The sequence below is a fragment of the Burkholderia sp. R-40 genome, from assembly GCF_049942845.1.
In the GTDB taxonomy this organism is placed as follows: domain Bacteria; phylum Pseudomonadota; class Gammaproteobacteria; order Burkholderiales; family Burkholderiaceae; genus Burkholderia; species Burkholderia ambifaria.
Genome location: NZ_CP187969.1, coordinates 110,508 through 136,045, shown reverse-complemented (window position 1 = coordinate 136,045; position 25,538 = coordinate 110,508). Strand labels below are relative to the sequence as shown.

The following is a 25,538-nucleotide window of genomic DNA, read 5'->3' as shown; positions in this document are numbered from 1 at the left end:
GGTGCGCAAGTTCTGCGCCCGGTAAAAACGTTCGTGCCGATTCCCCGTCGGCAAAATCATACTGGTCCTATGGCCGCACCAGTACCAGCACGGTTAGGATCGCTCGCGATATTCCAACAAACCGAGACGGGGGCGCCTTGACCGCGAGCACGGCCATTTCCGATACACCCGCGCGCGCGGGCATCGACATCCACCAGTTCTACAGCCTCGATATCAAGGGAGCGCCGGCCGCCGCGCTCGCCGACGTGTACGAGTTCGAAGGCACACGCGGCATCGGCGAGCCGACCAAGTACACGATCCGGTTCACGCATCCCCGTCATGACCTGTCGCGCAGCGAGTTCCTGAACCGCATGGGCGCATTCGTGATTCAGCCGCCGCCCCGAGACCGATGGAGTCAGCCGGACGACGCGCGGCGCGTGCCGGGCGTCGTGACGGGCTTTGCGTTGAAGGCTGCGAACCGCGATCAGTCGCTGTACGAAATCGTGCTGGAGTCGCGACTGGCGCTGTTGCGCAATGCGCCGAAGTGTCGGTTCTTCCTCGACATGAGCATTCCCGAGATCATCGAGCGGATTCTGCGGGAGCACGAGTTCAACAAGATCTTCGCCGACTTCGAATTCCGGTTGAATCGAACCTACCGCAAGCGCAGCTTCGTCATGCAATGGGGCGAGGACGATCTGGCGTTCATTACGCGCTTGTGCCGGCGCTCGGGTATCTGGTTCGTGTGCGACGCAGGCGAGCGGTGCGAGCAGGTGCGTTTCGGCGACGACTATGCGCACTATCGGCGCGATCCCGCGCGCCTGACGGTTGCGTATCGGCCGCACAGCGGGCTGGAAGCCTGCGGTATCGAGTCGGTCAGCGCGCTCGAAATGCACGCGAAGACCTTGCCGGCGGCCTACGCGGTACGCACGTTCAACACGGAAACGGCGATATCGGATCCGATCGAGGCGGTCAGTCCCGTCCGCGACGACCGCACGACGTATGGCGAAGCGTATACCTGGGGAACGCCGGATCAGAGCGAGGACGAGGCGAGGGAAGAGGCACGACTGCGCCGCGAGGCAGCGCTGGCCGGCCAGGTCGAGTATCGCGGCGAGTGCGACATGCTGGACCTCGTGCCCGGCTCGGTGCTGAAACTGTCGAACCGGGAATTGCCCGATGCGAAGCACGGGCTCGTTGTCGTGCGGGTGACGTGCGGCGCGAGCCGGAAGAAGGGCTATCACGTGACGTTCGACGCGATTCCATCCGATCGCCAGTATCGGATGCCGTTGAAGGAAGAAACGTGGCCGAGGATCGACGGGGTCATCACCGGGACGGTCGCGTCGTCCAGCGGCGAGAAAGACCCCTATCTCGATAGCCAGGGCAAATACATCGTCGATCTTCATCTGGACCGCGACACGCGGACGCCCGGTCTGCAAAGCTGTCCGATGAGGCTCGCGAAACCGTTCGCGGGGCCGAACCAGACCGGTTTTCACTTTGGGCTCGTCGAAGGCACGGTGGTCGGCGTGAGCTTCCTGTGGGGCTGCGTGGATTTGCCGTTCATCAGCCACGTGCTGCATACCGCCCAACACTCGGACCCGATCGTCGCGGGCGTCCCATGGGGCACGCGGAATACCCTCCGCACGCGTTCGAACAATACGCTGGAGATGGACGACCGGCAGGGGCGCGAGCACATCAAGGTTGCGACGGAGCACGGCAAGTCGCAGCTCAATCTCGGGCACATGGTGGATCGCGGCCAGAGCGAGCGCGGCAGCGGTGCCGAATTGAGGTCGGATGGGGCCGCTGTGCTGCGCGGTGGTCGTGGCGTGATGGTGTCGGCCCATGCGCGAAATGGCGCGTCCGGCACGCAACTCGACATGCAGGAAGCCGTTGCACAGCTCGAGGACGCGTTGGCGTTGGCGAAAGCGCTGGCGTCCTCCGCTCAGGCGTCGAAGGCCGAAGCGGCCGATATCGACGGTCAGCGGGCCGCGAACGAGGCGCTCGATCAGTTTCAGCAGCCCGGTGTGCTGGTGACAGCGCCGGCGTCGGCGGGCGTGGTGGCCGGCAAGAGCGTGCAGGTCGTCGCGGGCGAAAACATCATGAGCATCGCGAAAGGCGATGCGAGCTGGAGTGTCTGGAAGCGCTTTACGGTGGCCGCGCACGACATGGTGTCGCTGTTCACGCAGAAAGGCATGAGCCTGATTGCGGCCGCGGGCGCGGTCGTCGTGCAGGCACAGCGCGGCCGCATGCAGCTTGCCTCCCACGAAGACATGACGGTCGAGACGGTGAACGGGGTGCTCCACGTCAAGTCGCCGAAGGAAATCGTGATGAACGTCGGCGGCTCGTATTTCCGGATGACACCCGGGGGCATCGAGATGGGTACGCGCGGCGGCGTGCTGTTCAAGACCAGCACCCTGAAAAAGACCGGGCCGGCGCAGATGGATCTTGGGGGCGCGGCATTCGCGCCGGTGTTTGTGCCGTATACGACGGGCTGCGACGTCTGGCGCACCAATCCGGCGTTCGTGCCGCCGCACGCGCCCGCGACCGAGATGGTCGCGCCGGAGAACGCGGGAACGGTGGCGCCCGTACCTGATGCGGCCGGGGTCGCGCCGTCGCCGCTTGGCGACTTTTTCTCGCGTCTTTCTGGCAGCGCCGTGCCGCCGGGGGCGTCTGCCTTTTCTCCGTTTGATGGCAAGCCGTCAAACGTGGATACCGACATTCCCAAAGCCAAGGTCACACTGAACAGTCCGGATGATCAGGAGCAAACCCTGGTGGCGCCCGATCCGATCAAGCTGGCGAATGCGGTGCCCTGCGATTGGAAAATATCGGACCTGAAGGCCGACGTAAAGGGGCGTATTGAATCCGTTTCGTATTGGGGTGTGCTGAACGACCGGACACCTTGGCGGGACCCTAAGACAGGCGCTCAATATAGGGGCGGCGGTTCGAGATCCTCGCATTTCGAATTTTCCTATAGCGAACACGACAAGGCGATTACCTGTACGGTTCGCGCCATGCTGATTCCGATGGATCTTTTTCCGGTCGATCTGAAAGGCGAGCGTGATATGTCGGTGCCGGACGATCAGTTGACGATTCCATACGAATATTTCGCTCATTCGGACATGTTGCCGGGAACGTTGAAACAAGGCGTGAAAATGGAATTTCGTGATTCGGTCGGACCTAAATTCGATGTCGGGGCTCTGACTAGCCGCATCGAGGCCGTGCTGAATCAGGGGAGTTACAAGCTGATTCTGGACGGCTGCCCCAAGGGAGCGGCGTGCGGCTGCCGGGTAAAGGTCGAGTTCAAGGTCGATGTTCGCGTATCGATCAAGGGTGCTCCGATTGACGGATTCAAGCCCCATGTCACGCTCAAGCTATTTCCCCAAGTGCTGCGGGCAGATACGGGGTCCTGGGGCGAGGAGCAAAAATGGCAGGATGATCAATTCAACATTCACCCCTATCCCGATGCGAATGTGGAGGCGCATGAATGTGGCCACTATTTTAATTTTCCTGACGAGTATTACGCCCTTGGTGGTTGGGTGCACGAGTCGTATATCAAGAACGAGCAGATCGATTTTTCACTGGTTGGGGCGAAGGCTGGAGGCCAGTTCTGGCAGGGACATTCCGCCAGCAATGTGATGGGTGACGGTGCTAATGCTCCATTGCAGCCGGGTCGCGTCACCGCGAGTATGAAGCCCTATTATCTTGAATACGTGCGACGTCAGTTCTCGATTGCGACGAACAAGTTATGGAGGGTCGGTTATGACGCGTAGTTCGTTGATTCCGTATTTGCGCAATGCTGTGGTCTGCTTGCTCCTGCTTGGGAGCGCCGCCCATGCTGAAACTGTGAGCCTGGAGAATCAGAAAATGCAATTTAGCTATACGACAAATGGCGGGGCGGACGGTAGCGTCAACACCTATGGGAATAATTCAATCTCGGTTTTCGAAGGTGTGTTGCAAGTTCAAATTGGAAATTCGAGCCGGAATCGGAATATTGATGGAATTGGCATATATGAATTGAAGTTGGGTGGTGAAAGTCTCGATGCCGCCAAGCAGATGGTGGAACTGCTGTGTTCCCCGCGATACTCGGAAAGTGATGTAATAATTCCAATTATTTACAACGCGCAGTGTGATGGCGAGATTCGGAACGGTTATGTAAGCGATTTTGGTCGGGATGTTAGATCAAAAATCTCCAATTTCGCGGAAAAACTTACGAATGCAGGGGTGCTGGATGGGCGTAAGCTCGTCAAGCTGGATCTCTCTCTCGTTTCGATCGATCGTGCGGTTGACGGATTTCTGGTGTCTCTGAGATTTGAAAACAGCGGCGACTACCCAATCCAGTTCAAGACACCGGATGGGTGGGAGACAAAAATGGGAAAATACATGGATATTTTGGCGGTATATGATTCAAAGAGTGGCATGGGAGGGAAAGTCGGTTTTGCACTAGCAGGTCAGCCACTTGCTGATCCGGCTCAATTTCCAAACGGCGAAGTGCTTCTTGCGCCACATAGTGCCGTAGTTGTGAAAATCAAAACTGCGCGTGTTGGCAAGTTCACCGCTGGTACCTACGATTTATATGCAGGCGCCTTCATGAACATCAAGGTCACTGGAATCGAGTCCAGCCTGCTGCGTGTCGATTTCCATTCGGACTACAAGAAACCCACCCGTATTACCTTTGACCGTGACTATCCGTCGACCCCGCGAGAGCGCGAGCAGTGGGAGGCATACCAGCGGACTCGCCTGTCGTATTTCCCTGTGAAGCCCGGCGAGACGTTCGCGGAAGACGGCCTTTACCGAGCCGTACGCACGAACTCCAGCGCTCATCGCAGCCTCCAGCTCGTTCCGTTCAAGGCAGGAGACGTTGCTACGGCCGACAACGTGAAGATGCTGATGGATGGTGGTAACGGCATCAGTTTTGACGGTCCGGTGCGGTGGCAGTGGGAAGGCAGCGCGCCAGCGCCGGTCAAGCAGTATTCGTTCGACATCGTCGACGAGACTCGGCAGTTCTGCAAGCCGGGCGCGGTATGTCCGCGTAGTGGCCGATGGCTTCCGCGCGTGCGCGAGGGCTGGAACTCCGTCCACTACGAGCTGGCGGATATCGTCACCCTACGGCGCGGGGACACGATGCCGGAAGTGAAACGAGCCGGCGGCGACGCCGACTGGGAATGGATCGGTGCATGACATGCGCAGATTACTTTTGTCGTGCAAAGGAGCGAAGTACTCCAACATCGTGCGAACGCTGACATTGTTGTTGACCATTGTATCGATGGGAAATAGCCGCGTGATGGCGAGTGATCTCGACAGCAATTCAGTGAGCCCCGGCGCGTTTTCTCTTTCTTGGTCCGGCGGTCTTCAATATGGTTCGAGAAAGATGACTTTCGACGGTGATGGAAAATTCTATTTTGCGAAAGGAGACACCATTAATGACGATCCACATACGGGCGTGGGGGTCTTTGCTCTCGGCTTGAAAAATAGTGATGTGCTGGAACTGAACGACGTGGCTCGCGCCTTATGTCGCGCGGATATTCAGAGCGGCGGGCCAGAAACGCATGATCCTGCCGCAACTTTCAGCGTTGTCTGTCTGGACGAAGGGAAAGCCATCCGGAGATCGGGCTCATTGCGTCTGATTCCAGAGCGTCTCAGACGTCAAGTGTTTGATGCGCCGTTCAGACTATCTGATCAGGCGCGCTCGGATGGTCAAAAGATCATTAAGTTGGACTTCTCGGCTGTAGGTATCGAGAGCAAGGGCGATCGCTACATTGTTTCGGTCAGGTTTATTAATTCTGGAACCCGCTGGATTAGATTCAAGACACCGGACATGTGGGACGGGACAGCTATTGGTGGGCGCTTGGGGGTGGGTGCTGTTGGAAAATTAAGTCAGCGCGGCAGTATTGAAGAGAGTGCCAAATCGTGGGCATTTGGGCTGGGTGGCAAGAAACTGGTTAACCGAGGTGAGTTTCCGGATGGAATTGTTACCCTACACCCAGGGCAAGACAAGGTTCTAAAAATAGAAACAACGCCGGATTACAGGGCGGAGAAAGGACAATACGAATTTTCAGGGATTGCCTTTATGAGAATCGAGTACGAAGGGAACGGATGGGGTCTTTCAACGCAAGTAGACTTTAAGCCAATCAAAAGCCATATAACTTTCGACCACGACTACCCCTCGACTCCACAGGAGCGTGACCAATGGGAGGCAACGCACCGAGCCACGATGTCGTCCCATCCGGTCAATCCCGGCGAGACGTTCACGGAGGACGGCCTGTACCGAGCCGTGCGAACGACTGGCGGCGGTGCTTATCGCAGTCTCCAGCTCAAGCCGTTCAAGGCCGGCGATATTGCGACTACGGACAACGTCAAGATGTTGATGGCTACAGCCGATGGCATCGAGCTCGACGGCCCGGTGCAATGGCTATGGGAAGGCAGCGCACCGACACCGGTTGCCCAGTACTCGTTCGACATCGTCGACGAGACTCGACAGTTCTGCAAGCCGGGCGCGGTATGTCCGCGTAGTGGCCGGTGGCTTCCGCGCGTGCGCGAGAGCTGGAATTCCACTCGTTACGACCTGGCGGGTATCGTCACCTTGCGGTACGGGCACCCGATGCCAGCAGTGAAAGGTGCCAGCGATGACGCCGACTGGGAATGGATTGGCGTGTGACATGACCGAACGCGCCTGCATCTTCCAGCATGACCGGACCACCGCGAATGGCGTCGTGCTCGACGGTCTCGACGACATCGGCCTCGACGACCGAAAGCTGAGCTACCTGGGTGCGAGGGTTCGATGCCCGGCGTGCAACACCGTTGGTCATATCGAATCTGACGGCTCGACCCCACGAGCGGATGATGTCGCCGGCAAGCAGCATGCGCTGGAAGGTGACCTCTGCCGGTGTGCCTGCACGCCGCCGCCCCGACTGGTCGCGTCGCGGCGCGACTGGACTGTTGAATAACGTAACGTGCTCTTGATGGAGGCACGATGAAATTCCACTGGGCACCGCCTGTTCGCGACGAGTGGTCGGCCGGCAAACCGCCTCCCGTCTGGCTATATGTCGCACTGTTTTTCCTGATCGAATTCGCGTTCGTGGCCGGCACGGTCGCGACGTCGCCAAACGAAAAGCCGATTGTCTCGGACGACTTCTTGCGAACTGCACTAGTCGCTCCGTTCGTGCTCTGGATTGCGGTCAGCTGTGTGCTCTATGCGTCGATGTACGACAGCCGTGCGTTTGAAGCGGCGATCAAGAACACAGTGCGCTGGCATCTGCTCACGCGATGGAAACGGAAGGTCCGTTCGGGCGTGGCCGTTCTCGATAGCGTCATTCTTGCGCCGGAGCCGGATCTTGCGGAACGCATGTTAAAGCTCGAGGGCAGCCCGCCGGAAAATCCCGGCAGGGTGATGCGGCTTGATGGTATCGAAGGAGCCGATGGCGTGTCCCGGGAGCGGGCGGTGATCGAAAGGCTGCTGACGCCACTGGCGGCGCGGCTGGCCCACGCGATGCGCGGCGGCTCGTTCGACATCGTGATGCAATGCGAACGTGCCGAATCGTATGTCGACGTGCAGGCGGTTTGGGCGCAACTGCAATTACCGGGGAAACCGCGCATCAGGTGGTTGAGCAACGATAAGGATCCGGGATTCGCGGATACCTGGTTCGAGGGTGACCCCGACACGGCGTATGCGGACTCATTCGCACCCGCCACGAGCCCCAAATACCGGTTGGTGCTGGCTTGGCATCTCAACGGCGCGGCACCCGAGGTTCAGCCGGACACTTCCGAGGCGGCGGTCGCATTGCTGCTCGGTTCCCCTGCGCTCATGCAGGAAAAACCGCAACTGAAATGCCAGGCGTGGCTGTTGCGCCAGATCGTCGCGGATGCCGACGAAGTGGACAAGGCGCTTGCACTGCTGCTCGCGGCGGAACAGGTGCCGCATGAGCGGATCCGTCATTTCTGGTATGGACGCCTCAAGGGGCTGGCGCTGCACGCGACACTGGGAGCCGTGAAGGAAACCGAGCTGAAAGTGGAGAAACATGCACTCGATTCGGCAGTCGGTCCGCAGGCACCCGTCGCACGGTGGTTCCTTCAGGCGCTGGCGGCGAAGATGGCGCATTTTGGTCAAGGCGCGCAACTCGTCGCACTACCGAGGCCGAACGGCGCTGCGCTGAATGTCGTCGTCAAGGATAAACCGGCGGTGGACGTACCGTGGAAATCCGCCTATGACTATTCGTTGTTCCCGCGGACCGAATTGGTCGGCTGCATGGGCGTGTGGACGTTCACGATCCTGATGTCACCCCACGAGAGGTGGGACACCTTTGAGACGGTGCTTACGATTGTGATCGGTATCTTGGCCTTGCTGAGTTTTGCGTGGCGCATCTATTTGGGGCCGCGCCTCTACACGAACGAGGTTTTGCGCGACTACGGGTAACTCGCGCCCCGGGCGCTGTCAGTTTTACAAACGCGTGACATCGTCGCGATACTTCGCCCCCACGACCCACCCTTCACATCCGCGGAATCGACCGAATATCCGAACTGTCTCCCGTCGCCGCATCATCGTCCGCTTCCGGAATCGGCACCCCAGGGTCGTAGCGCACCGCCGCCCCATGCTCGATCCGATGCGCGAACGACGGCGGAGCGTCGACCTCGTCGCCGAAGCGCGCCCGCACGAACGCGCGCAGCACCGCGGTGCGCACGTCCGGCGCGCGTGCCGCGCAGGTCGACGGGCCGTCGACGAAGCTGGCGTCGCATTCGACGCCATCGCCGCGCCGCGTGATCCGCAGGTCGGCCACGCGCTCAAGCACCGCACCCGCATCGGCCCACGACGCCGACGGCGCGAAATGCGCGTCCAGGCGTCGCAACGCATCACACGCGCCGGTCAGAATCACCTTCGGGTCGACGGCCGTGAAGCACAGCGTGTCTTCATCATCCGCGCACAACGCGCGTGCGCACCAGTAATCGAGGGCGGTTCCGGCGAGTTCGTCGGTTCGCATCGGCAAGCTCCGTCAGGTTTCGTCAGGGTGGGGCGCTCGTCGCGCAAGCGGCGTGCCCGGCGTCGCACGCATGCGCGCGACGAGCGGGTAGTGATCGGACGCACGCCGCGCGCGCATGCTGCGATGCACGTTCACGTCGACGAGCCACTCGCCGGGATGGATCCAGATCCGGTCGAGCGAGAACACCGGATACAGCGTCGGGAACGTACGCGGCGCCGGCGCGCGCCGGAACCGCGTGACGAGCGCCCGCAGCGCGCGGCCGCGCACGAACCATTCGTTGATGTCGCCCATCAGGATCACCGGCATCGCGCCGGTGTCGAACGCGGCGAGTAGCCGCTGCACCTGCGCGCTGCGCTCGCTCGCCGACAGCCCCAGATGGGTCGCGACCACGCGGATCATGCCCGCGCTGCTGTCGATGTCCGCATCGAGCGCGCCACGCGGCTCGCGCTGGTGAAACGACAGGTCCAGCGTGCGCGCCGCACGAATCGGGCAGCGCGACAGCACGGCGTTGCCGTAGCGGCGCTCGGGGGTGTCGATGGTCGGGCCGGCCACTGCGTGCATGCCGGTGGCGTCGCGCAGGTGCGCGAGCACGTCGGGCGCGTGCGTGCCACCGAGCGGCACTTCCTGCAGTGCGATCACGTCCGCGTCGAGTTCGTGAATCACCTGCGCGATCCGGTGGGCCGCGCGTGTGTGCCACTTGCCGTAGCCGCCGCGGATGTTGTACGTCGCGATCCGCAGGTCGCGCCCGCCCGGCGCGGCGGGGGGCGGCCCGTCGGACGTGACGATGTCCGGCGGCGGGGCCGGTTGCACGCTCAGCGCCATCGTCGCAGCACCCTGACGAGCAGCACCGACACGCCGACCAGCACGGCGCCGATCGCCGCGAGCCACGCGAACGCGCCGGGCCCCGGATGGCTGAACGCGGCGGTCAGCTGGTGCGCGAACGTGACGGTCAGCACGATACCGGGCAGCATCCCGATCGCGGTGCCGACCAGATAGTCGCGCAGGCCGATGTGCGATGCGCCGGCGACCAGGTTCACGATCGTAAACGGCGCGATCGGCAGCAGCCGCAGCACGGCCATCGCGACTACGCCGCGCCGGCCGAGGTGTTCGCTGAGCCGGTTCGCGCGCGCGCCGGCGAGCCGGCGCACCGCGTCGCGCCCGAGCCAGTGTCCGATCCCGTACGTCGTGGCGGCGGCGGCCATCGTGCCGAGCGCCGCATACGCGAAGCCCGGCCACGCGCCGAACACCAGGCCCGTCACCGTGATCAGCAGCGTGATCGGCACCGACAGCGTCGCCGCGATCACGTAGCCGGCCAGCAGCAGCGCGGGCGCACCGGGCAGCTGCGCGGCGTGAGCGGCCATTCGCGCGAGCGACGCGATGTTCAGTTCCTTGCCGAGCGGCGAGAAGCGCCATGCGAGCGCGAGCGCCGCGACCAGCAGCACGGCCGCGCCGAGCACGAAGAAGCGCGCGGTCAGCACGCGGTGCTGCTCGCGTGGCACGAACTCGCGGACAAACCGGTCCGGCTCGATCGGCTGCTCGGGGTCGAGCCGCGCGCTGACCGGCACCAGCGCGTCGAGTTGCGGCGTCACGACCGGCTCGAGCGTGCGCAGCGTGCGGCCGGGCTTGTCGCGCAAGCGGTCGAGCACGGTATTCGGACGTTCGTCATGCGTGAGCGCGGCGGCAACCTCGGCCGGCGTCGTGTCGAGATGTTCGGCCAGCAGCCGGTCGCGCAGGCTGGCAATCGCGGTACGGATGCGCGGCTCGCCGGCCGCGACGAGCGCGATGCAGCATTCGGTGTCGAGCACCATCGACCGGTTATTGAGGTTCGCGCTGCCGATCACGATGCATTCGTCGTCGGCGATCGCGATCTTGCTGTGCACGTTCACGCATGCGTCCCCAAGCCCGTCGACATGCGGATACAGCAGCCGGTAACGGTCGAAGCGGTCGGCGGCCTTGAGCGTGCCATGCAGCCGCGCGCGCAACACGCCCATCGTCGCTTCCTGCAGCCAGCCGCTCTGCACGCGCGGTGCGACGACCGTCACGTCGGGCCCCTCCGGATCGGCGAGCCGCTCGGACAGCGTTTCGCGCACCACCGCCGCGGTGAAATACTGGTTCTCGATATACAGGTGCCGGCGCGCGGCGCGGATCGTGTCCTCGACGAGCGCGGACACCTGCCGCACCGGTTCGCGATCGCGGTGGCGCGGCGCCGTGTAGGCAATGCCGAGCCGCACGTCGCGCAGGTCGACGCGCGCATCGGGCGGCCACGGATCGACGTCTTCCTCACGATCGAGATGCCGCTGCGCGCGGATCGCGATCGGACGCCCGCATGCATTGAACCAGCGCGCGCGCGCCTGCTTGCCGATCGCGGCGGCCGCGTCGCCGTCGAACATCGCCTGCACGTCGTGAAACGGCCCGTACGGCATCCCGTGCGCGTCGCGGCGCCGCGGATCGTCGGCCGCATGCGCGGGCGTATCCCAGCGTGCGCGCGTCAGGTCGAGCCCGCCGACGAACGCCAGTCGATCGTCGATCACGACGAGCTTCTGGTGATGCGATGCGCCGCGCGGATGCGTGTCGTCGAGCCGGAACCGGATGCCGCGATGCGCGCGCCACGCGGCGCGATAGACCGGCGGCCAGTCGCGCTCGAGCGCATAGATCATCGCGAAGTCCCACGCGAGCACGTAGATGCGCAGGTTGTGCCGCGACGATGCCAGCGCGTGCAGAAACGCGGCGAGCGTGTCGGGCAGGCCGTCGCCGGGGTCGGCAGGCGGCAGGTACATGCGGCTGTCGACGTCCCAGCCGACGATGAAGACCGTATGGCGCGCCCGCAGCAGCGCGGCACGCAGCGTCGCGAAATACGCGTCGCCGTCCACCAGCATCGCGAAGCGGTCCGCGTGGCGGATCGTGTCGCAGTTGCGCCCGTGCTCGAGCAGCCCGTGGCGCAGCGGCTCGTCCATGCGCGACGGGTCGGCTGTCACGCCATCGGAGCGGGCCGTCGCGACGCTGGCGCGCGTCATGCGTCCCGGCACGATCATCGGGCGTCGACGTCCCGGTCGCCGTCGATGCGTTGCAGCAGCACGTCGCAACGCGCGCGCAGCGCCTGCAGTTCCGGCGAATCGGCGTCGAGCCGGATGCGTTCGCCGCTGTCCGGATCGCCATACGCGCACGCGATCTCGTAGATGCCTTGCGCAATCGTGGCGGATGCGTCCGCGATCCTGATCCGGTCGAGCCAGCCGCATTCGGCGTGATGGCACGCGAGCCACGCGCGCAGCGCGCCGACCGTCTGGCTGGCCGTCATCCACGCGCCGCCGCGCATGCGCGCCGTCAGCTGGCTCGTTACGAGGTAGGAGAGCAGGTCGGTCTGAGTCACGCAAAACTCCTTGAAGAAGTATCGGGGCGACAGGTCCGTACGCCGGCGAGGTTTTGCAGCGCCGCGCAGATCGCCGCAAATTCCGCGCCGCTCGTGCGCGAGAACGACACCGGGATGTGACCCGTGCCCGGATCGTCGTTCAACTGCGGGACGATGAATCGCTTCACGCGCACGCGGCCGGTGCCGAGCGTGTCGTGCCGCGTGTCGATCATCGTGGCCTCCTCTTGTTTGGCGTACTAGAGTGGTTTGATACGCGGTTTGGTGTCCGGTTCGCTGCTCAATAGGGACGCAAGCCCCGTGCCGGATCGGCCGATACCGGGCACGCCGCGTGCGCGCGGGGCCGGCGGCGCGCGCGGCGATCATGCGGCGCGCATTTTTTGCATCTTCATCGCAGATAAGTACAGGGGGCCAGGATGCAACATCAGCAGGACGCACAGGTTCGCGACCCATATCGGGGCCACGAGATTCGCGTATGGGCGCGCCGCAACGCGCGCGGCGCGTGGGACGACGAGGTGCAGGTGTATGTCGACGGCGCGCGCATCGAGTTGTACGTACCGGAGCCGGCCGGCCCCGAATGGCTGACCGAGGACGAGGCGCTGCGGGCGGGCGTCGAGCGCGGGCGCTATCTGGTCGACAAGCGCGTGGACGACGACTGACCGCACCGGCACCGTGTTGGCACGCGCCTCCGGCGTGGAGACGCGTGCCCGACGGGAGGGAAGTCGGGGAAGGCGCGCGCGGAGACCCGGCCGATGCGGGTCAGGCGGACGATTCAGGCGTTACGGCCGCGCCGCGATCTCATCCAGATGCCACAGCAGATCCGCCGGATCGTCATACACGCGCAGCGCGCCCGCGCGTTCGAGCTCGTCGCTGCCGTAACCGCCCGACAGCAGCCCGACGCCGAGCGCCCGGCAGCGGCTCGCGGCGAGCATGTCCCAGATGCTGTCGCCGACCACGACCGTATGTTCGATCGGCACGTTCAGTTTCGCGGCGGCGGTCAGGAACAGGTCGGGGTCCGGCTTCGCGTACTTCACCTGGTCGCGCGTGACAACCACGTTCTTCGCCGGATCGACGCCGAGCGCCTCCAGATTGATCGCGGCGGTTTCCATCCGCCCGCTGGTCGCGATCGCCCAGCGAATGCCGGCATTCGTCAGCGCGGCCAGCAGCTCGCGCGCACCCGGCAGCGGCCGGACCTGCGCGCGCAGCCGCTGGTACGCGGCCGCATGCAGCCGCGCGAGCCGCTCGACGCGCTCGGCGTCGATGTCGCCGGCCGTCTCGCGCAGCAGCTGGTTCAGGAACAGGCCGCCGCTCATCCCGATCTTGCGGTGGATGCGCCACACCGACAGCTCGATGCCCTCGGCATCGAGCGCTTCCTTCCACGCGAGCACGTGCTGATAGACGCTGTCGACGAGCGTGCCGTCGAGATCGAACAGAAATGACGTTTCAATGCGCATGTAAATCTCCTGGCCCGATGGCGTTCGGGCGATTCGTTCGGGGAAAGTGGATTCGACACATTATCGGCGCACGGCCGTGTCATTGCCGTGTTCGCGCATCGCGGCCGGGAGCGGCGTTTCAAGCGCCGCTGGTACAATCGCGCCGATGCGCCGGGCCGGCTGCCCGCGCCACCAACCTTCGTCGAATTCCCGTATGGCAACCCCGGACGCCGTCAGTTCCGAACAGTCGTGGTGGGGCGTTCTGGCCCTGGCACTCACTGCCTTCATCTTCAATACCACCGAATTCGTGCCCGTCGCGCTGCTGAGCGCGATCGGCGACAGCCTGCAGATGCAGCCGACCGCCGTCGGCCTGATGCTGACGATCTACGCGTGGGCCGTCGCCGTCGTGTCGCTGCCGCTGACGTTCGTCACGCGTCACGTCGAGCGCCGCAAGCTGCTGAGCTGCGCGCTGCTGGTGTTCATCGGCAGCCATGTCGTCACCGGCGTCGCGTGGAATTTCACGGTGCTGATGCTCGGCCGGCTCGGCATCGCGTGCGCGCACGCGGTGTTCTGGTCGATTTCCGTCCCGCTGGCCGTGCGGCTCGCGCCGAGCGACCGCAAAAGCCGCGCGCTCGGCCTGCTCGCGATGGGCACGGCGACCGCGATGGTCGCCGGCATTCCGCTCGGGCGCGTGATCGGCGAGGCGCTCGGCTGGCGTGTCACGTTCCTCGTGATCGGCGGCGCGGCGGCCGTCGCGTTGCTGGCGCTGCGCATGACGCTGCCGACGCTCCCCAGCCAGGGCGCCGGCTCGCTCGCGAGCATCGGCACGTTCCTGCGCAAGCCGGCGCTGGTGGCGCTGTACGCGATCACCGTGCTGGTGATCTCCGCGCACTTCACGTCGTATACGTACATCGAGCCGTTCGTGCAGAGCGTCAATCATGCGAGCAGCAGCCGGATTACCTACGTGCTGATCCTGTTCGGCGTCGCCGGCGTGCCGGCCGCGCTCTGCTTCAATCGCGTGTTTCCGGAGCGGCCGGCCGATTTCCTGATCGCGTCGATCATCGCGTTGTCGGCCTGTCTGCTGATCCTGTTCCCGAGCGCGCTGAACATCGTCACGCTGTCCGTTCACACGCTGGTGTGGGGCGGCGCGATCGTCTGCTTCGGTCTCGCGATGCAGGCGTGGGTGCTGAAGCTGGCGCCCGAGGCGACCGATCTCGCCGTGTCGATCTTTTCCGGGCTGTACAACGTCGGGATCGGCGCCGGCGCGCTGCTCGGCAACCATATCGCCGGCGCGTTCGGGCTGCCGTGGATCGGCACGTTCGGCGGGGTGGTCGGGATCTTCTCGGCCGGGATCGCGTGGGCCGCGTTGCGGCTGCATGAGCGGCGGGCGGTGGCGTAGCGGGCCGATTCACCGTCGCGCAGGCGATTGACGATCACGCCGCCATGGCGGCATTGACCTGTCGTGCTCGACGATCGCGGCGGCGGGTGCGCGATGAACCGGCGGCGATCCGAGTAAGCCATTCGCGGCGGGGGATGCGCCGGCGGCGATCGGGTTCGCAAGGAATTGGGCCGGGCGATGGCGTGGCCGCCATCGTTTCATGCTTATCGTCCGCACGCCGCACGCCGCACGCCGCACGCCGCACACCGCACACCGCACACCGCACGCCGCACACCGCACACCGCACACCGCACGCCGCACGGCCGCACGTTCTACGCCGCGTCAATGCAGCCCGTCAGTCCCGATCCCCGCAGCTTCGAGCCGCTTGAGCTTCGCGTACAGCGTCGTGCGTGAAATGCCGAGTTGTCGCGCGGCCGCCGACACATTGCCGTCGTGTTCGCGGAGCGCGCGGCGGATCGCTTCGAGCGACTGTTCGCGCAGGCTTGCCTGCGGGCTCGCGGCCGGCGCGGCGGTGCATACATCGGCGGCGTCATCGAGCACATCGGCGTGGCGCGCCATCGTCGCCCGATCGAGCGGCGCGCGCAGCGTGCGCACCCATACGTGGCTACCATCGTCGCGCGCGATTCGCTGCGGCGTGCGCGCCGGTGTCAGCAAACGACGCTGTTGCGCGGGCGTCGCGCCGGGAAACAGTTGCCGCAGGTCGTACGGCACGACCGGCCCTGCGGGCGCGAGATCGAGCATCTGCCGGGCAAGCCGGCTCACCGCGCGCACGCGGCCCGCTCCGTCGAGCGCGATGACGCCGGCGAGCGGCGTACCGAGCCAGCGCGGATCGTGCTGGACCTGCAGCAGATGGCAGTCGCGCAACATCGCATACAGCCGCTGCTCGGCGGACAGCGCCGCGTGCCGGAACTGCTCGCGCAGCTGCATGACGTTGCGCCGGCCGATGCCGGTGATGTCGAGCGCGCCGATCACTTCGCCGTCGAGGCCGACCAGCGGCACCGCGAGGCAGAATACCCGCGAGAACTCGTCGAGATAGTGCTGGGCGCCCGCGACGACGGCCTCGGCGCCATCGTGAATCACGCAGCTCGGCGCGGTCGTGCCGATGTTCGGTTCGACGATCCGGCGGCCGGCCACGATCGGCGTCAGCAGCGCGTCGTCGCATTGCGGGCTGCGCCGCGCATGCACGATCGTGCCGCGCGGATTGACGCAGAAGATCGTCCAATCGCGGCCGCCGAACGCCGCCCACAGCGGCTCGATCTCCTGCGCGACGCAACGGTAGAGCCGCCGGTCCGCGCGCGATTCGTCGAGCTCGCGCTGCATTTCATAGCGGGCGTGTTGCCATGGCCGCAGCCCGGCGTCGCGCGAACGCAGCCACGAGCGCGCGACGCTGGCCGGCAAAGCCGTTTCGGGCAGCGGCTCGCCCGCCGCGAACCGGGCGCGGAGCCGGTCGAGGTCGACCAGCCGTGCAGGAGATTCAGGGGCTGTATTCACACATGCGCTCCATGTGGGTCGAATGGCCGGGCCGGGCATGCCGGCCGGCGTGTCGCGCGAATGCGTAATATAGCCCGGCGCCCGAAGCGGGGTATCGTCGTGCCGTGCAAGGGTGCACGCCGCGTGCCGCCGATTTGCATCGGGGTGCCGCCGGCGGCGCCCCGCGCTCAATGCGGCAACCGCAGGATCGGTTTGAGCGTGATGCCGCTGCTGCTGTCCGCGGCGGCCTGGTTGATCTGCTCGAGCGGATAGAACTTCACCAGCCGGTCGAAGGGGAACCGGCCTTGCAGATGCAACTGCACGAGTTGCGGAATGAAGGTCTGCGGCACGCTGTCGCCTTCGACGATCCCGCGGATCGTGTGGCCGCCGAGCAGCAGGCTGTTCACGTCGAATTCGGCCTTCGTGCCGAGCTTCGGCGCGCCGACCACGCCCATCGTGCCGCGCGAGCCGAGCGCATCGATCCCCTGCGACAGCACGGCCGGCAGCCCGGTCGATTCGAGCGCGTAGTCGACGCCGCCGCCGGTGATCTCGCGGATCGCGCCGACGACGTCGACTTCCTTGCTGTTGATCGCGTGCGTCGCGCCAAGCTCCAGCGCCAGCGCAAGCCGCGACGGCACGATGTCGACGGCGATGATCGTCGTCGCGCCGGCGATGCGCGCGGCCATCACCGCGCTCATCCCGACCGCGCCGGCGCCGAAGCTCGCGAAGCTGCTGCCCGTGCGTACCGCGAGCGAATTGATCACCGCGCCCGCGCCGGTCTGGATGCCGCAGCCGAGCGGGCCGAGCAGTTCGAGCGGCGCTTCCTTCGGCACCTTGATCGCGTTGTTCTCGCGCGCGAGCGCGTAGCTCGCGAACGACGACTGCGCGAAGAAATGATCGTGCAGCGGTTCGCCGGCTGCGTCGCGGAGGGCCGTCTGTCCGTCGGCATCGGCACCGCCGAAGTTCAGCGCGAAGAACTGCCGGCAATACGCGCCGTGACCGCCGACGCACGACGCGCAATGGCCGCACGCGCCGTAGGTCAGCACGACGTGATCGCCGGCGGCGAGCGTCTTCACGTTCGGGCCGACCGCCTCGACCACGCCGGCGCCTTCATGACCGAGCACGGCCGGCAGCGGCACCGGATAGTACTGGTCGCGCACGATCAGGTCGGTGTGGCACAGGCCCGTCGCGACGACGCGCACCAGCACCTCGTCGCCGCGCGGCGCGCGGATCCGGGCCGGTTCGATCGAGAAGGGAGCGCCGGCGGCGCGGGCGACGGCCGCGGTGACGGCGCGCGTATCGTTTTCGGTGTACATGGTCGGTTTCCTCGTCAAATCGGATACAGCGGCGCTTCGCCCTTGATCGTCAGCCATTGCCACTGCGTGAATTCTTCCCAGTTTGCCGCACCGCCGATGCTCGAGCCATTGCCCGATGCGCCGACGCCGCCGAATGGGTTGATCACTTCGTCGTTGACCGTCTGGTCGTTGATGTGCAGCAGCCCGGTATTCAGCTGCTCGCCGATCCTCAGCGCGCGGCCGACGTCGGCGGACAGGATCGCCATCGACAGCCCGTATTCGGTGCGGTTCGCGAGCGCGATCGCGTCTTCGTCGGTATCGAACGGCACGACGATCGCGACCGGCCCGAAGATTTCCTCGTCGAACGCCGGATTGCCCGGCGCGACGCCGCTGAGCACGGTCGGCTCGAAGAACAGGTCGCGATGGCCGCCGCCCGTCTCGACGCGTGCGCCGGCGCGACGAGCCGCGTCGACCACGCGCGCCGCATGGTCGCGTTGCGCGGCGTTGATCAGCGGGCCGAGGCCGACGTCGCCGCTGGCCGGATCGCCGACGCGCAGGCTTTGCGCCTTCTCGACGAGCTTCGCGACGAAGCGGTCGTGAATCGCGCGCTGCACCAGCACGCGGCCGGTTGCCATGCAGATCTGGCCTTGATGCAGATACGCGCCCCATGCGGTGTTCGCGACCGCGCGGTCGAGATCGGCATCGTCGAGCACGATCAGCGAATTCTTGCCGCCGAGTTCCAGCGACACCTTCTTCAGATGGCGGCCGGCCGCTTCGCCGACCTTGCGCCCGGCCGCGGTGGAGCCGGTGAACTGGATCATCGCGACATGCGGGTCGGCGACCAGCGCGGCACCGGCCGCGCCGTCGCCGGGCAGCACGTGCAGCACGCCTGCCGGCAAGCCGGCGAGCTCGAACACGCGCGCGATCGCGACGCCGCCGCACACGGCGGTACGTGGATCGGGCTTCAGCACGACTGCGTTGCCGAGCGCGAGCGCCGGCGCGACCGCGCGCATCGCGAGGTACAGCGGGAAATTGAACGGCGAGATCACGCCGACCACGCCGCGCGGGCGGCGACGCGCGAGCGACAGCCGGCCGGCCGCCGACGGCAGCACCTCGCCGGCCGCGCGCGACGGCAACCCGGCCGCTTCATGTAGTGCCTTGATCGTGACCGAGGTTTCGAACGACGCCTTCGCGCGCGTCGAGCCGCTTTCGCGCACGAGCCAGTCGACGATTGCGTCGAAGTGCGTTTCGGCGACGGCCGCCGCGCGACGCAGGACCGCCGCGCGCTCGTCGTACGGCAGGCCGAACCATGCGGGCTGCGCGCGATGCGCGGCGGCCGATGCGTCGGCGATGGCTGCGCCGTCGGCGAGACCGACGCGGCCGAGCGTGTTGCCGGTCGCCGGTTCGATCACGTCGGCGGCGTGTGCGCTCGGGTGCCAGCGTCCGTTGAATGTCTTGCCGCGCCAGACGTCGGTGTCGAAGAGGGCGGTGTTGGTGGTGGTGCTGGTGCTGCTATCCATTTACGCTCCTGGGGAAATTCGGATCGGCCGGATCGGGCGTTGCTGGGCGCTTGGGGGTTGACCGGCATGCGGGCGAGGGTAGGCAGGGGCGGCGAAACGGGGCTATACGGGTTTGTTCCCACCCGGCGGGGCTGCGCGGAGCGTGGGGCGTTTGTGATTATGTGTGCGGAAACTGGACAGTTGTTGCGCGGGTTGTTGTGCACGCTGGCTGATGACGCGGTGGGGGTTGGTGGTGAAGCGGTACTTGCGTCGTGTCTGACAAGACTCAACGGGCAAAAACGGGCAAATCGCCTGCCTCGGTAGCACTGGTTTGACGAGACCCACCGCACTTCAGGCGTGGCAGGCATTCCCGCGCATCGACGGCAACGCGCTCGACCCGGCAAGCTCGGTGCGTATCATCGCCATCGCGGCAACCATCGACAATGGGCTCCAGCGAGCACCGTCGTCGCTTGGCAAGCGCGGCAGGCGTCGGCATTGGCCGCCAGTTCCAGCACTGTCACCAAACGACGCGCGTCAGCGCGCCGTTTATCAATCGGAGCGCTCATGACAGCGCGTCGAGCAGTCCATACCACGCCACTCCCGCACTGATATAGAGCCGCTGCAACGCGTGAAATGGAACTGGCTCAATCGACGTCGGCGGAAGCGGTAATCCGCGCGTCGTCCCGCCGATTAAAGCGGCCAGATGCTTCCCGAGCGTTGTCGCCATCGCAATGCCGCGTCCGTTGTAACCGAGAGCGATAGTCATGCCTTCTGCCGGCACGTGCACGTGCGGCAAAAAATTGCGTGTGATGGCGATGCGACCAGCCCATCGGAATTCAAACTCGATGTCCTTGATGTGTGGAAACATCAACTGGGCCGCACGCTCGAGATGCACCCAATCCCCGGCGCTGCGAGGGTCGCGAAAAGGTCCACGCCCGCCCATCAGCAAACGTCCATCCGCATCCTTGCGAAAGTACAGCAGCAGACGCCGCGAATCGGAAGCTACTTCGCCGCCCGCCAGAATCGTTGCGCCGACATCGTCCGCCAGCGGCTTCGTCGCGACAATGAAGCTGTTTGCCGCGATCACCGATTGCGCCAGTCGCGGCCAGAGTCCGTCGGTATAGCCGTTGGTGGCGAGCAGCACCTGTTTCGACTCGATGACCGGACCATGCGCCGTGCGAATGCGCCATCCGTTCGCGCCGCGCTCGACGCCCGCGGCGCGAGTCCCGCCATGAATCTCAGCGCCCGCCGCTTGCGCCGCGCGCGCAAGGCCGCGTGCATAACTCAGCGGTTGCACGCTGCCTGCGCGCCGATCGACCCAGCCGCCGACAAACGCGTCAGTGCCGAGCCGTTTCGATACCTGCGCACGGTCGAGCAACTCGACCGGCGCGCCACGCGCTTCCCACTGTCCTGCGCGAGCGTACAGCGTCTTCAGCAGCTTGTGCGAATGGGTCGGCTGAATCCAGCCCGCGCGCGTTGCATCGCAGCGAATGCCGTGGCGCGCGACCAGATCGAAAACCGTATCAGCAGCACCGCCCGCCATTTGCACGAGCGCGTTGCCGTCGTGTGGACCGTAGCGTCGGATGAGTTCATCGGGATCGTATTTCAGGCCGGGAATAACCTGGCCGCCATTCCGGCCGGACGCTCCCCAGCCGGGCTCGTTGGCGTCGATCACGCAGACGCGCAAGCCCTGCTCCGCCAGATGCAACGCCGTCGACAACCCGGTATAGCCGGCGCCGACGATCGTCACGTCTACGACCGTCGAGCTATCGAGCCGAGGCGTTACAACTGCGGGTTCCGCCGTCGCTGCCCACAGCGAGGGCGGCAACGGCTTTGCGACTTCAACTTCAGCCAGGTTCATGATGGTCTTCAAATCCGGGGCGCTTCGGCAAGCGCGGGCATCTTGCCGAGAAACTCGCGCGTGCGGGCATGGCGGGGACGGTCGAACAACTCGGCCGCGCTGCCTTCTTCATGGATCGCGCCGTCGTGAAGAAAACACACACGGTCGGCCACTTCGCGCGCAAACGCCATTTCATGCGTGACGACGATCATCGTCATGCCGTCGTCGGCCAGTTGGCGCATCACGCCGAGCACTTCGCCGACCAGTTCCGGGTCGAGCGCCGAGGTGGGTTCGTCGAAGAGAATCGCTTTGGGCTCCATGGCCAGCGCTCGCGCGATCGCCACGCGCTGCTGCTGTCCGCCCGACAGTTCCGCCGGATGCGCGTTCATACGATGCGCAAGCCCGACCTTGTCGAGCAGATGCCGCGCGTGCTCGCGTGCCTGAGCGCGCGCTTGCTTCTTCACGAACACGGGACCCTCGAACACGTTTTCCAGCGCCGTGCGATGCGGAAACAGATTGAAACGCTGGAACACCATGCCGACCTGCGCGCGCAGTTCGTGGATCTGTTTCGATTTTGCGTCGACGGTGCGACCCTCGACGGTGATCTCTCCGGCGTCATGCCGTTCCAGCCCGTTGATACAGCGTAATAGCGTGGATTTGCCCGAGCCCGATGGACCGATCAGACATACCACCTGGCCGCGTTCCACATTCAGACTGACGCCCTTCAGCACGTGCTGATCGTGAAATCGCTTGTGAATCGAGTCGACCTTGATCATCGTTTTCCCTTCAGTCCAAGGCGGCGTTCGAGCCGCCGCAATCCATAGACGAGCGGCAGGCTGAGTCCGAGATATAGCAGCGCGACCAGCGTGAAAACCGTCATGTTCTGAAACGTGGACGATGCGATGAGCTGCCCGGCACGCGTCATTTCGGCGACCGTGATCGTCGAGGCGAGCGACGAATCCTTGAGCATCATCACGAGCGTGTTGCCGTACGGTGGCAGCGCGATCCGGAACGCTTGCGGCAGCACCACGCGCCGCATGATCATCGTGCCGCGCATGCCGATGGACTGCGCCGCTTCGATCTGCCCGTGATCGATCGCCTGAATGCCCGCGCGGAAGTTCTCCGCCTGATACACCGAGTACGCAATACCGAGGCCGATAAACCCGGCCTGGAAGGCGGACAACTGCACACCGAGATCGGGCAGCACAAAGTAGATATAGAAGAGCTGAACGATGATCGGCAGTCCGCGAATCACGTTGATGAAAGTTGCGGCCGTGTTCGACACGACGCGGTTGTCGGACACGCGCATCAGCGCGAGCAGCAACCCGAGCACGGTGCTCAGGACGAACGAGCAGAAAGTGATCTCGATCGTGACGACCGCACCTTTCAGCAGGATCGGCAGGAATTCAACGGCGTTCTGGAAGAACATGGCGGGCAGTCCTTATTCTGAAAACGGCGTCATTCCACCTGCCACTTCTTGACGATCTGCGTAAGCGTTCCGTCGGCCTTGATCTTCTTGATGCCGGCATTCAACTGCTCCAGCGTGGCCGTGTCGCCCTTGCGCACGACGAAGCACAACTGGCCTTTCACCGAAGGCTGATATCCGCTGACGAGGCGCAGTTGCGGATTCGGATTGTGCTGAAGCTGATAGGCAATGATCGGATGATCGCCGAAGCCCGCCTTGATACGGCCCAATGCGACGTCGCGCATGATGTCGGCGACCGAATCGTAAGTGCGCACTTCCTTGAAGATGCCCTTCTTATTCAAGGCGTCGACGAACGCGGTGCCGACCTGCGCGCCGACGATCTCGCCCTTGAGATCGTCCATGGACGTGTACTGACGTTTGTCGTCCGCGCGAACGATCAGGCCCTCGCCATACGAATAGACCGTATCGGAGAAATCCACGACCTGTTCGCGCGCCGGCGTCTTCAGCATGGCTGCTGAAATGATGTCGATCTTTTTGGTGGTCAGCGACGGAATCAGCGACGAGAACGTGGTCTGCTCGATCTTCACATCGAAGCCCGCCGCCTTGCCCGTTGCCGTGATCGCATCGACCAGCAGCCCCTGGATCGAATTGCTCTTTACGTCGAGAAAGGTGAACGGCACGCCGGTGGCCGTCGAACCGACCTCGTAGGTGGTGGCGGCAACCGCCCAGGCCGGCGCGCCGGCGAGCAGCAATCCTGTTGCAAAGACACTAGCGAAGCGTTTGGCGAACTGGAACATGAGTCTCTCCACGGGGTTGGCGAGGGCCGACAGGAATATCGGCAACCATCGGTTTCACTATGATATTCGAATCAAAAATATCGATTAGCGTAACTTGAGTATCGATATGCGATATGCTAGTCTCGATGTCACACCTAAACAATTGGGTAATTCCATGACACGCAAGACGTCCGGCGCGCGGCCGGAAGCCTCTTTGGATCCGGATGAGACGCCGGATGCGCTGTTCAATCAGTCGCTGGAGAAGGGAATCGCGGTGCTGCGCGCGTTCAGCGCGCAACGCCGTTCGATGACGCTGCCGGAAGTCGCGGAGGCGACGTCGATTACCAAAAGCTCTGCGCAGCGCATGATCTACACGCTGGAGAAGCTCGGCTACGTGAGAAAGCATCCGCGTACGAAGCGGTATCAGCTCGCGCCGCGTGTGATGCAAATCGGTTTCAACTATCTTGCCGCCGACACGCTGATCGACGTCGCCAACCCGTTTCTATCCGAACTCACCAATGTCATCGGCGAGACGACCAATCTGACCGAGCCGGATGGCCTCGACATGGTCTACGTGGCGCGGTTCGTGTGCATGAAATTCGTGCCGATCCACATGCCCATAGGTAGCCGTATTCCAATGTACTGCACGGCGTCGGGGCGGGCCTATCTCGCGGCGCTGCCGGACGACGAGTCACGCGCGCTGCTGGCGGCCAGCGACCGCGTGACGCACACGCAGTACACCGTCACGGATCTTGAGGAGATCGGGAGGCGTCTTGTGCTTGGGCGGCGCAACGGTTATGCGTCGAACCGCGAAGAGTTGTTTATCGGCGATATGACCATCGCGGCGGCGGTGCTCGACGGCGAGCGCCGCCCGGTCGGCGCGGTTCACGTCGTCGCGCCGACGAGCCGCTGGACGCTGGCGGACGCGGAAGCGCGGCTGGCGCCTGCGGTGATCGATTGCGCGCGCAGTATCAGCAATTCCATCAGGACGCTTGCCTGAGGGCGCGCCCACGTCCGGTTCGTCGCCAACACACCGCGAGGAGCCGTCTTCGCGTCGGAGCGAGAAGCACGGAGGAAGCTTCGGGGCAGAAGCATCACACCGCGTCGCTCCCTACCATGCTTGTCGATAAGCTTCAGGAAGAACCACTTCCAGCTGCGAACGAACCGAACCCCGCTCGCTGCGAGCCATCGATTTTGGATCTTGTCCGACAACGGTCACTCATGAAACGCCCACGGACGCCTGCGGGAAGCATCACTTCGGCCGGCGTCTTGTCAGATCGTGTCGGTACACGAATGTCCGGTACTGAAGTCGTGACCGACGTTCAAAGGTCCGTACGAAAGCGCGACCCAATGGCTGTCATGGCCGAACTCGGCCGGCCGCCGCCCAGCGCACGCGACCGGCGCAGATCGACCCGAAGCTATCTCTCGACTTGGCGGAAAGCAGACGTTCGGCGTATTTTTTTCAAGCCTTAACGAGAGTGCCGCCGCCGTCCAAGCCATTCAATGCCGACCTGAAATAGTAATCAGGTACCACACCAAGCGGCCCCGATGCTACGCATCATCGACTGCGTGCGCTGAATATCGGCAATGTTCTTGTTAATCACCTGCTGCGTCAGCCGATATACCTCTACGCCGGAAATCAGTAGACGGGCCGGGTGATCGCTGCAGAACTCGGCCCGTACCGGTTCACCGACATGCCTCCGAACGAGTTTACGGTCAAAAGGCGCACAAGCTCCTTTGACGCATCGTAAAACCAGTACGGCGTGACCGTTGCCATCCTGCACGAAATAGGAGTCTTGGATTTGGGACAGATTCCCGATCACCGTCTGGCTCGGCATGACATTTCCAGAACCGTCAACATTGCACATGTCGCTCAGTCGAGCAGGAGGCATGGGTACTATTGCCGGCGACCATTGCACCATTGCCAATAGCCCACCGCAAGCCACGACGATGCTGACTGGGCGGAGCTTTTTAGCGTCGAAAATTGTTGCCATAGCTGTGCAGTGATGGTCGCGGGTTTGAGTTCTTCCACTGAACTCTTGCGCTTTCGCGTAGCCAGTTTTTGACCATAATGGCCTGACATGATGTCAT

The 25,538-nt window shown here is 64.4% G+C and carries 21 protein-coding genes and 1 pseudogene; 8 read left to right on the top strand and 14 right to left on the bottom strand.

Annotated elements, in window-relative coordinates:
* Nucleotides 1–137 precede the first annotated feature (137 nt).
* The 5 genes from ACP26O_RS29415 to ACP26O_RS29395 are packed head-to-tail and all read left to right on the top strand — an operon-like array spanning nucleotide 138 to nucleotide 8,383.
* Entirely contained in the window at nucleotides 138–3,743 is a 3,606-nt protein-coding gene (locus ACP26O_RS29415; RefSeq protein ID WP_175664715.1) for a type VI secretion system Vgr family protein, read from the top strand.
* Nucleotides 3,733–5,151, top strand: coding sequence for a hypothetical protein (locus ACP26O_RS29410; protein WP_175664716.1), 1,419 nt, complete (start codon nucleotides 3,733–3,735; stop codon nucleotides 5,149–5,151). The genes ACP26O_RS29415 and ACP26O_RS29410 overlap by 11 nt, the downstream gene beginning before the upstream one ends.
* 1 nt (nucleotide 5,152) lies before the next feature.
* Nucleotides 5,153–6,628 (top strand): hypothetical protein, encoded by a 1,476-nt coding sequence (locus ACP26O_RS29405; RefSeq protein ID WP_426356430.1) that lies wholly within the window; start codon nucleotides 5,153–5,155, stop codon nucleotides 6,626–6,628.
* Nucleotide 6,629: 1 nt separating this feature from the next.
* Complete coding sequence (locus ACP26O_RS29400; RefSeq protein ID WP_175664718.1) at nucleotides 6,630–6,917, top strand: PAAR domain-containing protein; 288 nt, start codon at nucleotides 6,630–6,632, stop codon at nucleotides 6,915–6,917.
* A 26-nt stretch (nucleotides 6,918–6,943) separates the two neighbouring features.
* On the top strand, nucleotides 6,944–8,383 hold the full coding sequence (locus tag ACP26O_RS29395; RefSeq protein WP_175664719.1) for a hypothetical protein: 1,440 nt from the start codon (nucleotides 6,944–6,946) through the stop codon (nucleotides 8,381–8,383).
* A 73-nt stretch (nucleotides 8,384–8,456) separates the two neighbouring features.
* On the opposite strand, the gene ACP26O_RS29390 is transcribed toward ACP26O_RS29395, so the two are convergent.
* From ACP26O_RS29390 to ACP26O_RS29370, 5 genes and pseudogenes are all read right to left on the bottom strand, one after another.
* Nucleotides 8,457–8,945 (bottom strand): phage protein NinX family protein, encoded by a 489-nt coding sequence (locus ACP26O_RS29390; RefSeq protein WP_175664720.1) that lies wholly within the window; start codon nucleotides 8,943–8,945, stop codon nucleotides 8,457–8,459.
* A gap of 12 nt (nucleotides 8,946–8,957) precedes the next feature.
* Entirely contained in the window at nucleotides 8,958–9,767 is an 810-nt protein-coding gene (locus tag ACP26O_RS29385; protein WP_105832414.1) for an endonuclease/exonuclease/phosphatase family protein, read from the bottom strand.
* Nucleotides 9,758–11,977, bottom strand: a complete 2,220-nt coding sequence (locus ACP26O_RS29380; RefSeq protein WP_175664721.1) for a VTT domain-containing protein — start codon at nucleotides 11,975–11,977, stop codon at nucleotides 9,758–9,760. The genes ACP26O_RS29385 and ACP26O_RS29380 overlap by 10 nt, the downstream gene beginning before the upstream one ends.
* Entirely contained in the window at nucleotides 11,974–12,312 is a 339-nt protein-coding gene (locus tag ACP26O_RS29375) for a hypothetical protein (RefSeq protein WP_006753757.1), read from the bottom strand. Before ACP26O_RS29375 ends, ACP26O_RS29380 begins: the two co-directional genes overlap by 4 nt.
* Nucleotides 12,309–12,515, bottom strand: a pseudogene (locus ACP26O_RS29370) (MgtC/SapB family protein); the annotation flags it as partial. The gene ACP26O_RS29375 and the pseudogene ACP26O_RS29370, both read right to left, overlap by 4 nt.
* 210 nt (nucleotides 12,516–12,725) lie before the next feature.
* Here ACP26O_RS29370 and ACP26O_RS29365 point away from each other — a divergent pair.
* Nucleotides 12,726–12,968 (top strand): DUF6566 family protein, encoded by a 243-nt coding sequence (locus tag ACP26O_RS29365; RefSeq protein WP_166723829.1) that lies wholly within the window; start codon nucleotides 12,726–12,728, stop codon nucleotides 12,966–12,968.
* A 120-nt stretch (nucleotides 12,969–13,088) separates the two neighbouring features.
* Here ACP26O_RS29365 and ACP26O_RS29360 read toward each other — a convergent pair whose 3' ends face one another.
* On the bottom strand, nucleotides 13,089–13,763 hold the full coding sequence (locus ACP26O_RS29360) for an HAD family hydrolase (RefSeq protein ID WP_006753754.1): 675 nt from the start codon (nucleotides 13,761–13,763) through the stop codon (nucleotides 13,089–13,091).
* Nucleotides 13,764–13,956: 193 nt separating this feature from the next.
* Here ACP26O_RS29360 and ACP26O_RS29355 point away from each other — a divergent pair, with 193 nt between their 5' ends.
* Complete coding sequence (locus tag ACP26O_RS29355) at nucleotides 13,957–15,141, top strand: sugar transporter (protein WP_175664722.1); 1,185 nt, start codon at nucleotides 13,957–13,959, stop codon at nucleotides 15,139–15,141.
* A gap of 321 nt (nucleotides 15,142–15,462) precedes the next feature.
* Here ACP26O_RS29355 and ACP26O_RS29350 read toward each other — a convergent pair whose 3' ends face one another.
* The 7 genes from ACP26O_RS29350 to ACP26O_RS29320 all read right to left on the bottom strand — a co-directional run bounded on the left by ACP26O_RS29350 (nucleotide 15,463) and on the right by ACP26O_RS29320 (nucleotide 23,468).
* On the bottom strand, nucleotides 15,463–16,632 hold the full coding sequence (locus tag ACP26O_RS29350; RefSeq protein WP_175664723.1) for a helix-turn-helix domain-containing protein: 1,170 nt from the start codon (nucleotides 16,630–16,632) through the stop codon (nucleotides 15,463–15,465).
* Nucleotides 16,633–16,799: 167 nt separating this feature from the next.
* Nucleotides 16,800–17,927 carry an NAD(P)-dependent alcohol dehydrogenase gene (locus ACP26O_RS29345; RefSeq protein ID WP_175664724.1) on the bottom strand — a complete coding sequence of 376 codons (1,128 nt, stop codon included), beginning with the start codon at nucleotides 17,925–17,927 and terminating at the stop codon, nucleotides 16,800–16,802.
* A 14-nt stretch (nucleotides 17,928–17,941) separates the two neighbouring features.
* On the bottom strand, nucleotides 17,942–19,426 hold the full coding sequence (locus tag ACP26O_RS29340; protein ID WP_175664725.1) for a benzaldehyde dehydrogenase: 1,485 nt from the start codon (nucleotides 19,424–19,426) through the stop codon (nucleotides 17,942–17,944).
* Nucleotides 19,427–19,967: 541 nt separating this feature from the next.
* Nucleotides 19,968–21,266 carry an NAD(P)/FAD-dependent oxidoreductase gene (locus ACP26O_RS29335; protein WP_175664726.1) on the bottom strand — a complete coding sequence of 433 codons (1,299 nt, stop codon included), beginning with the start codon at nucleotides 21,264–21,266 and terminating at the stop codon, nucleotides 19,968–19,970.
* Between the two features lie 8 nt (nucleotides 21,267–21,274).
* A complete protein-coding gene (locus ACP26O_RS29330) occupies nucleotides 21,275–22,021 on the bottom strand; it encodes an amino acid ABC transporter ATP-binding protein (protein ID WP_011660484.1) in 747 nt (248 codons plus the stop codon).
* The gene (locus tag ACP26O_RS29325; protein ID WP_105830626.1) at nucleotides 22,018–22,674 is read right to left on the bottom strand and encodes an amino acid ABC transporter permease; all 657 of its coding nucleotides are present in this window, start codon (nucleotides 22,672–22,674) and stop codon (nucleotides 22,018–22,020) included. Before ACP26O_RS29325 ends, ACP26O_RS29330 begins: the two co-directional genes overlap by 4 nt.
* A 29-nt stretch (nucleotides 22,675–22,703) precedes the next feature.
* Nucleotides 22,704–23,468: an ABC transporter substrate-binding protein gene (locus ACP26O_RS29320; RefSeq protein WP_105830627.1), complete on the bottom strand. Its 765-nt coding sequence runs from the start codon at nucleotides 23,466–23,468 to the stop codon at nucleotides 22,704–22,706.
* A gap of 154 nt (nucleotides 23,469–23,622) precedes the next feature.
* On the opposite strand from ACP26O_RS29320, the gene ACP26O_RS29315 reads away from it, so the two are divergent.
* Nucleotides 23,623–24,447, top strand: a complete 825-nt coding sequence (locus ACP26O_RS29315) for an IclR family transcriptional regulator (protein ID WP_105830628.1) — start codon at nucleotides 23,623–23,625, stop codon at nucleotides 24,445–24,447.
* A gap of 523 nt (nucleotides 24,448–24,970) precedes the next feature.
* Here the strand turns inward: ACP26O_RS29315 and ACP26O_RS29310 are convergent.
* Complete coding sequence (locus tag ACP26O_RS29310; RefSeq protein ID WP_175664727.1) at nucleotides 24,971–25,285, bottom strand: hypothetical protein; 315 nt, start codon at nucleotides 25,283–25,285, stop codon at nucleotides 24,971–24,973.
* Between the last annotated feature and the right edge of the window lie 253 nt (nucleotides 25,286–25,538).